General features: G+C 46.5%; 11 protein-coding genes. 1 reads left to right on the plus strand and 10 read right to left on the minus strand.

Annotated elements, in window-relative coordinates:
• The 8 genes from VIP81_RS06050 to VIP81_RS06085 all read right to left on the minus strand — a co-directional run.
• Window positions 1-993, minus strand: a 993-nt coding sequence (locus VIP81_RS06050; RefSeq protein WP_331957576.1) for a sigma-54 dependent transcriptional regulator, incomplete at its 3' end; no start/stop codon positions are given.
• Window positions 994-1014: 21 nt separating this feature from the next.
• The gene (locus VIP81_RS06055) at window positions 1015-1710 is read right to left on the minus strand and encodes a YoaK family protein (protein ID WP_331957577.1); all 696 of its coding nucleotides are present in this window, start codon (window positions 1708-1710) and stop codon (window positions 1015-1017) included.
• Window positions 1711-1737: 27 nt separating this feature from the next.
• Window positions 1738-2211 (minus strand): DNA starvation/stationary phase protection protein, encoded by a 474-nt coding sequence (locus VIP81_RS06060; RefSeq protein WP_331957578.1) that lies wholly within the window; start codon window positions 2209-2211, stop codon window positions 1738-1740.
• 11 nt (window positions 2212-2222) lie between these two features.
• Window positions 2223-2654, minus strand: coding sequence for a DoxX family protein (locus VIP81_RS06065; protein ID WP_331957579.1), 432 nt, complete (start codon window positions 2652-2654; stop codon window positions 2223-2225).
• 10 nt (window positions 2655-2664) lie between these two features.
• A complete protein-coding gene (locus VIP81_RS06070) occupies window positions 2665-4557 on the minus strand; it encodes an amidohydrolase (protein WP_331957580.1) in 1893 nt (630 codons plus the stop codon).
• A gap of 11 nt (window positions 4558-4568) precedes the next feature.
• Window positions 4569-5306, minus strand: a complete 738-nt coding sequence (locus VIP81_RS06075; protein ID WP_331957581.1) for a M17 family peptidase N-terminal domain-containing protein — start codon at window positions 5304-5306, stop codon at window positions 4569-4571.
• Between the two features lie 18 nt (window positions 5307-5324).
• Window positions 5325-6713: an alginate export family protein gene (locus tag VIP81_RS06080; protein WP_331957582.1), complete on the minus strand. Its 1389-nt coding sequence runs from the start codon at window positions 6711-6713 to the stop codon at window positions 5325-5327.
• Between the two features lie 24 nt (window positions 6714-6737).
• Window positions 6738-7370 carry a hydrolase gene (locus VIP81_RS06085; RefSeq protein WP_331957583.1) on the minus strand — a complete coding sequence of 211 codons (633 nt, stop codon included), beginning with the start codon at window positions 7368-7370 and terminating at the stop codon, window positions 6738-6740.
• A 215-nt stretch (window positions 7371-7585) separates the two neighbouring features.
• Between VIP81_RS06085 and VIP81_RS06090 the strand changes: the two genes are divergently transcribed.
• Entirely contained in the window at window positions 7586-8167 is a 582-nt protein-coding gene (locus VIP81_RS06090; protein WP_331957584.1) for a Crp/Fnr family transcriptional regulator, read from the plus strand.
• An 11-nt stretch (window positions 8168-8178) separates the two neighbouring features.
• On the opposite strand, the gene VIP81_RS06095 is transcribed toward VIP81_RS06090, so the two are convergent.
• Both VIP81_RS06095 and VIP81_RS06100 read right to left on the minus strand, forming a co-directional pair.
• Window positions 8179-8796 (minus strand): alpha/beta hydrolase, encoded by a 618-nt coding sequence (locus VIP81_RS06095; RefSeq protein WP_331957585.1) that lies wholly within the window; start codon window positions 8794-8796, stop codon window positions 8179-8181.
• A 12-nt stretch (window positions 8797-8808) separates the two neighbouring features.
• Window positions 8809-9747 (minus strand): ring-cleaving dioxygenase, encoded by a 939-nt coding sequence (locus tag VIP81_RS06100; protein ID WP_331957586.1) that lies wholly within the window; start codon window positions 9745-9747, stop codon window positions 8809-8811.
• Window positions 9748-9773: the final 26 nt, after the last annotated feature.

The raw sequence follows: 9773 nt of genomic DNA on the forward strand, positions 1-9773 counted from the left end.
ATGGAAGGCCAGGGCTTTAATATCTTCCTTATGCTCCCGCAAAGGAGGGAGCTCAATCGGGAAAACGTTCAGCCTGTAATACAGGTCCAGCCTGAATTTTCCATCGGCTACTTCTTTCTCCAGGTTCCTGTTGGTGGCTGCAATTACGCGGACGTCCACTTTAACGGGTTTGTCGCCGCCCAGTTTTTCTATTTCTCTTTCCTGTAACGCACGGAGTAATTTTACTTGTGCTTCGAGTGGTAGTTCTCCGATTTCATCGAGGAAGAGCGTACCGCCGTTGGCCTGTTCAAATTTCCCTATCCGCTTCTGAACAGCGCCGGTGAAGGCGCCTCGCTCGTGGCCGAACAATTCAGATTCCAGTAAAGAAACAGGTAACGCGGCACAATTGACCGTAATGAAGGGTTTGTTTTTTCTGAGAGATTTTTTATGGATCGCATGGGCGAAGCGTTCTTTACCAGTGCCGCTTTCGCCGAGCAGCAATACAGAAGTGTTGGTAGGAGCCACTGCTTTTACCTGGTCCAGCGCTTTTCTAATAGCCACACTATTGCCGATGATATCCGGATCTGGCGTGTCTTCTACGCGGGCGGCGATTCCTTCGTTTTTTACCATACCGCTTTCCATGGCGTGGCGATAGCGGGCAATATCGAGCATCACAAAAAGATCACGTTCCCGGAAAGGCTTTACCAGGAAGCCATACGGCTGGGTAGCTTTGGCGGCTTCCAGCGTTTGTTGATTGGTATTGGCAGAGATATACAGGAATGGTATTTTCCGATGCAACAGTTCTTTGGCGAGTTCAATGCCACTGGTAGGCGTTTTGAGGATGATGTCGAGGAGTACCCAGTCAGGTTTTTTCTCTTCTATCAACATCCGGGCCTGCTCAACGGAGGCGGCGATGCCACACACATCGTAACCTCCCTTGAGCAGCATCATCCTCAGGTCATTCCCCACGATGAATTCATCTTCCACAATCAATATCTTCTCCTGGCCCTTCATTACCTGATTTTTTAGTGTTTATTATTCTTCTGATTTATTTGCGGCGATTTCCCCCTGCAGGTAGCACATCACGATAGCAACACCTGGTATCATCATGGTACTCAAACCTATCCAACGGGATAACAGCGCACCGAAAATACAGCCTGCCAGAAACCCGCCGATGGTAACGTTTTGTTTTCTAAAACTGGATAATGATATTTCATTGCCCGTAATGCCTTTCCGGATCATATTCCCCAGGTCCAGTGCGGCCTGCGTAACATTTCCCGTCATCATCGTGGTAGGGCCATGGGTTTCTTTTGCAAAAAGTTTTCCGAATGCATTTTGAAGTCCCATTCCCAGCACGGTGGCCATTACGATAATATATGCTACCAGTTTTTCTTCCAGTCCCGCCATGATAGGCAGAAAAATAGCTGCCATTCCACAAACGATCAAAATTATACCTTCTATCAATAAAATCGAATATTTACTGTTAGATTTATCTGCCAGCCATCCGCCAGCCATGACGGCGATCACGAATACCGGGAAGGTAATCAACTTGATCCAGGCCACAGCACTGGTGCTTCCGGCAGAAATCTGCGCTGCAAATAAAATGAAGTTTCCGGTGACATGAGCGGAAAAAATGGAATCGCCGGATACAAATGTGGCGGTATCGCAGTATCCGGCCACCCATGCCAACAGGAAGGTGACCCAGTTGATACTATGTTTTTGTTCTGTCATGCTTTGGACCCATTTAAATGTGATAATTTATTCCAGGTGTGCTCTCAGCATCCAGGCCATTTTCTCGTGCGTTTCCATCAATCCGGTGATATAATCACTGCTGCCGGCATCGTGAAATGCAGTGGCATACCCGTTGATGTTTTCACGCAGATGGATAAGAATGCTTTCATGGTCCTGCAGCAGATCTTTGATAAAGCCGGTGGCATCATTTTTTTCACGGGAGCTTTCGGTGAGATGTGTGAGGGCAAGGTATTCTTTCAATGTGGCAGGAGGGTAGTGGCCTAAAGTACGGATACGCTCCGCCACACCATCTACGATCTCTTCCAGTTGTTGGTACTGGCTTTCGAAGAACAGATGTTTGCTGTGAAAATCAGGCCCGGTGACACACCAGTGCGCTTTGCGTGTTTTGGTATACAGCACAAATTCATCTGCGAGTATCTTTCCCAGTGAGTGAGATACGGCTGCGAGGTTTTCTTGTTTAATTCCGATATTAGCTTGCATTGACTTAAGATTTAAAAAAAGTGATATAAAAATTGAACATCGATAGAATAGCGGCCCGGCCCGAGTATTAACAACAGTAACAGGGAGAGCGTGTACATGTAGGGTACATCCCGTACTTCGGAGTTGTCTTTTCTGTGTACTACGAAATAACCGATGGCAGTCACCCCAATAGTGGGTAGTATAACGAGTCTTGTTAATATTCCCGGTATGATCAGGAATGGTACAACGGTATCAGAAAAAGTAGCTACCCATTTATTTAGTTTTTCGGGTAGATGGAGAGGGTTAGGGACCTGTTCCCGTTGTCCGTTCTCCACACGAAATTTCTTCATGCCATGTACCCGGAATAACTCCAGTGCCAGCAGTACCCGAAAGACGAGCAAGGCGTAATTGTTGAGCGTATTGCCTGTATCTGAATACAGGATGCTTTTTATGATCTCATTCATAAGAAAGATGTTAGAAGGCAAAACAGGAACATCCGAAGACTCCCCAGAATGCACTGAAGTTATTGAGGGGAATATTGCTGAGTCTTGCTTTGTTGTGATCATGGCCATGAACATCGCAACTACCTATACAAGCATGAATATGCTGGTGGATAGCAGTGTCCGGAGGCGCTGTAGTGGCTGTTCTTCCGACGCCGCTTTTGGTGATGGAATGATAACCACCAAATTGTTTCACCGGTGACCAGTCCGGAAGAACGGGAATGGGAGCGGGGGAGAAGCCCGCGAATTCGTTGCTTCCATAAACGATCTTTCCTCCCACGATGGTCAGCACAGACTCAATATGTTTGACGGCTTCTTCCTGCACCTCAAAGAAGTCAGCATCCAGTACGGCCAGATCTGCGAGCTGTCCGGCTTTGATACTTCCTTTTAGGGCCTGTTCACTGGAGAACCACGCACTCCCTTTCGTGTATAATTCGAGTGCCGTTTCCCTGCTGAGTTTATTTTTATCGTCGTAGAGTTGTTGTCCTCCCACGGTTTTGCCTGCCGACAGCCAATAGAGAGCCACCCATGGATTATAGCTGCTAACGCGTGTGGCATCTGAGCCTGCACCAACCGGCACGCCGGCCTGCAACATCCGTTTTACGGGAGGCGTATGTGCCGCTGCTGCTTTTCCATATCGGTCAGTAAAATATTCTCCCTGGAATGCCATTCTGCTTTGAATCGCAATGCCGCCGCCCAGGGCCTTCACCCTGTCGATGTTTCGTTCATCAATCGTTTCCGCATGATCAAATATCCAGGGCAGTCCGTTGAACGGCATATCCCTGTTCACTTTTTCAAACACGTTGAGAAAGCGGGAGATACTTTCATTGTAAGTGGCATGCAACCGGAATGGCCAGCGGTTTTCTACGAGGTGACGGACTACTTTTTCCAGTTCCGCTTCCATTACTTCCGGAAGATTAGGTCTGGGTTGCAGAAAATCTTCAAAATCCGCCGCGGAAAACACCAGCATTTCACCAGCTCCGTTGTGTCGGTACATATCATCTCCCTGATGGAGTTTTACAGTGCTGGTCCAGTTTTTAAAGTCTTCCAGTTCCTGTTTGGGACGCTGTGTAAACAGGTTGTATGCGATGCGTACGGTCAGTAGTTTTTTTTCATTGAGCTCATTGATGACCTGGTAATCGTCCGGAAAATTCTGGAACCCGCCACCAGCATCGATCACGCTGGTGATGCCAAACCTGTTCAGTTCCGTCATAAAATGACGGGTAGAATTGATCTGATGGTCGTAAGGAAGTTTCGGGCCTTTTGCCAGCGTAGCATAAAGGATCAACGCATTGGGACTGGCCAGCATCAGCCCTGTTGGATCTCCGTTGCTATTTTTTTCGATCACGCTACCGGGAGGCGCCGGTGTATCTCTGGTGAAACCAACGGCGCGAAGAGCGGCGCGATTCAACAGGGCGCGATCGTATAAATGCATGATAAAGACCGGCGTATCCGGTGCAATGTCGTTGAGCTCATCCAGGGTAGGCATTCTCTTTTCTGCAAACTGGTGTTCGGTCCAGCCGCCTACCACGCGTACCCATTGGGGGGTGGGGGTGATGGCCACCTGCTTTTTCAACATGCGAAGCGCGTCAGCCAGGGAAGGAACGCCGTCCCACCTTAATTCAAGCGTATAATTCAGGCCGCCACGAATCAGGTGAATATGCGAGTCGATGAGTCCCGGAATGACCCGTTTCTTTTTAAGATCTATTTGTAACGTTTCTTCGCCGGCATATTCATGGATGATAGTAGCATCATCGCCTACGGCAATGAATTTTCCATCACTGATGGCAACGGCAGTAGCGGTGGGGTTTTTGGCGTCTACCGTATATATGTTTCCGTTATACAGGATCATGTCTGCTTTCTTCATGTAGACGGTATTTACTGGTTAAATGAAGCAATAGCTGCCTGGATGCCTTCTCCGGATACTTCAAAAAAAGCAGGACCTGAGAGCAATGTGGCTTTGGCGATTGGCTGCACCGGCGCCAAATGTTGCCTTTGCAGGTACAGTTGTGTGCGATAAGCGTTAATGATGCCTTTGGTCACATTGCCCGCCACCTGCGCAGTGGGGGAGTCGATACCGGCGTCTTTGATATCACTTGCAAATGCAAACCTGGAAACGCCGATTCTGGCGGCTTCACGGAGTGCAGCTTCACCCACTGCGCCCATTATTTCTGAATTGAAATGGTGGCGGTTTCCCAGACCTATCAATAATAGCCTGGGCGCTTTCAGCGCGCCTTTGGGAGGTGTGATCAGTAAAGTTTCGAGATAATGACCACCAAATTTTCCACTCTTTCTCAGCTCAGTAATTTGTCCCTGAAGCGCATGATCCAGATGCACCATACCATTAAGGGGAGCAGGTAATGCAGGAGGATTGAATATATCCCCTTCGGTGTATTCGAATACACAGGCAATTTGCAATGGTACGTTGGCAGCAGAAGGTCCTTGCACGAGTCCCTCTATAGCCATGCCATCAACTTTCCCCCAAACTTTTGTGGTACCAATGGGGGTTGTTTTTACGGTGGTATCCTTTTGCTGGGCGAGTACTACTGTATGCAGGAAGAGCAGCGGAATGCTCATCAGTACTATTATGCTGCTGCGATGAAATATTGTATTCATATATTATCATTTTACGTTTTAAAATTTGAAACTAAGCCTGGTATTGACGAAGACACCGTCCTTTGGTGTGGCAATGATATCTTTGATGAAGGCGCCGGCGCTGAAATATTGCAGGCCGCAGTTCAATGAAATATTGTTGTTCATACTGTACACGACGCTGGCGAGGTAGGCTGTACCGATATACTTTTTCAGCGATGCGGAACCAGGGAGATTGAATCCTCCACTCGGCCTGTAAACACCGTCCTGCGCAGAGAAGCGCCAGTTCATGACCACATCCGCCTGGGCCAGTATTTTCTGACAGATATTGATGGTCGCATATGGATGCAGGTCTATCAGGTTAACAGGGCCGATCTGCGGACTGAATCCGAAATATCCTCCTTTCGGGTAGATGGGATTAAAAGATTGAAGATGCCCGTCTCCTTTTTTCCGGTCACCGGAGATATAATCATTGCGGAGACGGAGAGCCGGCTTGCCGCTGATATTTTCAAACAGATAACCTGCTTCCACAGATGCGGTCCATGCATTGATAGGAGCGTTACCGAAAGTGCCAAACTGGTAGGCGGCTTCCAGGTTGTAAATAAATCCTCCACCATATCTCCATATCCTGGCGCCGATGGTGTGACGCCATTCTTTTTCGATTCCTTCTTCGAATACAGACTGATCACGTTTGATCCCCAGGTAGTAGAGATCAATATTGGGAAATGCGGGGATGATTATTTTACTATACAGCCCCCAAAGGTTTATCGCTTTGCTTGTCTTGTTATCAAAAGCGCCGGCGTTGATAGTATCCGCCATCATCGCAAAACCATCGATACTCCATCGGGGCGTGGAATACATCAGTTTAATCCCATCGAAATATAATCTGAGATTAGGGCCTTCTCTCACAGAAATCAGCCTGCCACTGCCATAATCAAGTTCCTGTCGGCCTGCGCGAACGATCAGCGCCTGATTTTTTTTATCAATGATAGCCGCGTCGACAAAGAGGTTTTGTATATTCAACTGGTCTTCATCGATGGGCCGCGGACCATTTTTTCTTCCGCTTTCCCATGCGCTCCTGATCTGTGTAAAAAGCCGGAATCTGTTATTCAGATGCAGATCTGCATGCAGGTCGTAACGCTGCAACAGGAAGTTGTTATGGCCAATGCCAAGCCTTCCCCAGTCTTCGTTGTTAAAATCAACATATTCTATTCTGGCGGAACCGCCGAATGAAATATAAGTGCTGCCACTTTTTGAAATGGAAGTGTATTTTATTTTCCGGTAAAAGTTGCTGACCGAATCATGAAGGTTCAAATAATCTTCATCGAAGCGCATCAGTTTAAAGTCTTGCCCTTTCACCTGCATGCAGGTGAGGCAAGCGATCAGGAGAATGGAAAATCCAACAAGACGGGAAAGGCATTTAGTAGGCAAGTAGAATAGATTTTAATGAAGGGCTTAATGTGTGAGCATATGGTGAGCGTATTGAATGCCGATGCCATACGCACCACCATATTTCTTCATCAGATCTGTAACTGGTTTGTAGGTGTCCTGGCGTGCCCAATCGCGTTGAAGTTCCAGCAGGTATTGGATAGAAGTCATCGGTATAACGCCGGCATGCACCATTCTTTGAACAGCGCGTTCATGGGCTTCTGTACTTACATCGCCACATGCGTCCGTGATTACATAAACAGTGTAGCCTTCTTCCATCGCAGACAGTGCTGGTCCTACAATGCAAACGCCTGTCCATAAGCCGGCCATCACCAGTTTCTGCTTTCCTGTGCCGGTAATAGCTTTGTACGCAGCTTCATCTTCCCATGTATTCATAGTAGTACGATCAATGTAGCCGGAAGTAGCCTGTGGGTAAAACGTTTCGATCTCCGGAAAAACGGGACCGGAAAAAGATTGTTCTGCTACCGTGGTAACAATGGTAGGAACATTGAATATACTGGAGGTGCCGGCAATGATCGCTGCGTTGGTTCTAAGTTCACTTAACGCGATGCTTTTGGTGGCAAAGCCCATTTGACCTTCAAAATCGATCAGGACAAGTGCATGATTGTCTGGAGACAATAAGCTGGAAGATGGTTTCATTTTTTTTTTTAAGTTTGGTATAGGAAATCAATTCAGGTGCCTTTTTATAAATGAATGATATTCAATTATTTATAAGATATTTCGGGCATTGGATTTTTACGGTATTTCGTAGATTTATGAGAACGTTGGAGACGATGGTTCGTCCCGATTGAATTATTTTTTATTATCTTTCGTTGGACGATAACATGAATGAATTATAGAGAAAATAAAGTTAGATGTTTGAACAAATAGACAAATTCGTAGATCAATGTATTACGCTCACAACTAAGGAGAGGGAGCTGTTTCATTCCCTGCTTAAGTTTAAACGGTTTCGCAAGCGTAGTTACTTACTGCAGGAAGGAGAGGTATGTGATTTCGAAGCATTTATTGTGAAAGGCTGTATCCGTACCTATTACCTGAGTGATGATGGTACTGAAACCATTCTCTCTTTTGCTATTGAAAACTGGTGGGTGAGTGATCTTTATAGTTTTACTGAACGGAAAGTTTCCAATATGTTCATTGAAACCCTTGAAGACAGTGAATTACTGATCATTGACTACAAAAGCAAAACCGAATTATACGAGCAGATCCCCAAGTTTGAAACTTTGTTTCGTTTGTTGGTACAGCGAAACCTGTTTGCGCTGCAAAGGCGTTTTCACAGCCTGGTATCACAAACTGCCGAGCAGCGATACCTGGCATTTATGGAAAAGTACCCGCAGATTGTACAGCGGGTACCGCAAAATCAGATCGCCCGTTACCTGGGTGTATCACCGGAGTTTTTAAGCAAAGTGAGAAGCACCATTCAGAAAAAGAAGTAAAGGATACTTGTTTACCTGAATATGAGCTGATTGGCCAGGTTCAATTCATCTTGAGAAATGGTATGCCCCATGTTCGGGTATATTTTCTCCCTAACAGCCGCCCCCATTTTTTCCAGGAGAGCAGTTGTATCTTTTACCCGTTGCACGGGAACATGAAAATCGGGGTCACTACTGCCAATGAAAACCGGCATCTTATTGAAATCCCCCTGATAATTTTCAACGTAAATTTGGTCGCCTATAAGTCCGCCTGTAAAGGCAGCGGCGCCTCCATATCTGAAAGCATTTCTTGCCAGGAATTCCAGCATCAGGCAAGCGCCTTGTGAGAAGCCCATGAAATAAATGTTTTCATGCGCAATCCCATGTTGGTGTATGTCAGCGGTCAGCTTTTCCAATATCTTCAGTGAAGAAGACAGCCATGGCTCGTTTTCAGCCGGAGGCGCCAGAAAAGATTGTGGATACCAGGTATGATTGGTAGCCTGTGGCGCAGCCAAAGCATAGTCTTTCACGTTCAGGTGTGTGGCGAGGGATAGGATATCTTCCGCTGATCCCCCTCGGCCATGAATCATGATTAATGCTTTTTGCGCGGTGGATATTTCACGACCAGCTTTTAAAATATATTCTTTGTGCATGCTGGATTATTTTTATTTCAAGGTGGGTAATTCGTTTTCAATATCTGCTCTCATCGCTTCATATTGTTTCGGTAATTTCAAATGCGTTCCCAGCTCGGCAAGTGGTTCATCTACGGTGAAACCAGGATTGTCAGTAGCAATTTCAAACAGTACGCCACCGGGTTCGCGGAAGTATAAAGAGTAGAAATAATCCCTGTCAATTTTTGGTGTGATCCGTAATCCTTTACTGAGTATGGTTTCCCGGTATTTCATCTGTACATCCTCATCGGCTACACGAAATGCCACATGGTGGTTGGTACCGGCTGCATTGACTCCCGGTGTACCTCCAGGTAATTCCAATAGGTCGATAATAGCAGCATTCTTAACGGTATCCGTGATAAAACGATACCTGTTGCCTTCCTGTGACAGTAAACGATATCCGAAAATGTCAGTGAGTACTTTCGCCGTAGGTTCTATTTTTTGAAGCGATAAAGTGGTGCTGTGAAAGCCTTTCGTAGCAGTATCCTGTTTGATCTCCTTTGTTTCCCATCCTTGTCTGTCGTCTGGTTGGCCAGGAACCAGCAACGCCAGGTTAAGCCCGTCCCGATCAGTGAATGACAAAAAGGTTTCACCGAATCGCTCGCCTGCTTCGGTGAAGGGTACATTGAAACGGGTGAAGCGGTCCTTCCAGAAGTCCAGGCTGCCGGCTGGAACGGAATAGGTGATCTCTGTTGCCATGCCCGTTCCTGTGCGGCCTTGTCCGATGCCTGCCCAGGGGAAAAAAGTAAGAATAGTACCCGGGGTGCCGGTTTCATTACCATAATAAAAATGATAAGTGCCCGGGTCATCAAAATTGACTGTTTTTTTCACCATTCTGCTTCCCATTACCTGGGTATAAAAATCATAATTCCGTTGTGCATCACCGGCAATAGCCGTGATATGATGTAAGCCAAGTATCTGTTGCTCTTTCATGTTTGATTATTTTTAAAATGTTTTTT

It is taken from the genome of Chitinophaga sp. (assembly GCF_036566945.1).
In the GTDB taxonomy this organism is placed as follows: domain Bacteria; phylum Bacteroidota; class Bacteroidia; order Chitinophagales; family Chitinophagaceae; genus Chitinophaga.

What these genes read in the sequence shown, in the direction of transcription:
- VIP81_RS06070 (WP_331957580.1), bottom strand. Translation starts at nt 4,557, where the DNA reads ATGAAGAAAGCAGACATGATCCTGTATAACGGAAACATATATACGGTA.
- VIP81_RS06090 (WP_331957584.1), top strand. Translation starts at nt 7,586, where the DNA reads ATGTTTGAACAAATAGACAAATTCGTAGATCAATGTATTACGCTCACA.
- VIP81_RS06095 (WP_331957585.1), bottom strand. Translation starts at nt 8,796, where the DNA reads ATGCACAAAGAATATATTTTAAAAGCTGGTCGTGAAATATCCACCGCG.
- VIP81_RS06085 (WP_331957583.1), bottom strand. Translation starts at nt 7,370, where the DNA reads ATGAAACCATCTTCCAGCTTATTGTCTCCAGACAATCATGCACTTGTC.
- VIP81_RS06060 (WP_331957578.1), bottom strand. Translation starts at nt 2,211, where the DNA reads ATGCAAGCTAATATCGGAATTAAACAAGAAAACCTCGCAGCCGTATCT.
- VIP81_RS06075 (WP_331957581.1), bottom strand. Translation starts at nt 5,306, where the DNA reads ATGAATACAATATTTCATCGCAGCAGCATAATAGTACTGATGAGCATT.
- VIP81_RS06065 (WP_331957579.1), bottom strand. Translation starts at nt 2,654, where the DNA reads ATGAATGAGATCATAAAAAGCATCCTGTATTCAGATACAGGCAATACG.
- VIP81_RS06055 (WP_331957577.1), bottom strand. Translation starts at nt 1,710, where the DNA reads ATGACAGAACAAAAACATAGTATCAACTGGGTCACCTTCCTGTTGGCA.
- VIP81_RS06100 (WP_331957586.1), bottom strand. Translation starts at nt 9,747, where the DNA reads ATGAAAGAGCAACAGATACTTGGCTTACATCATATCACGGCTATTGCC.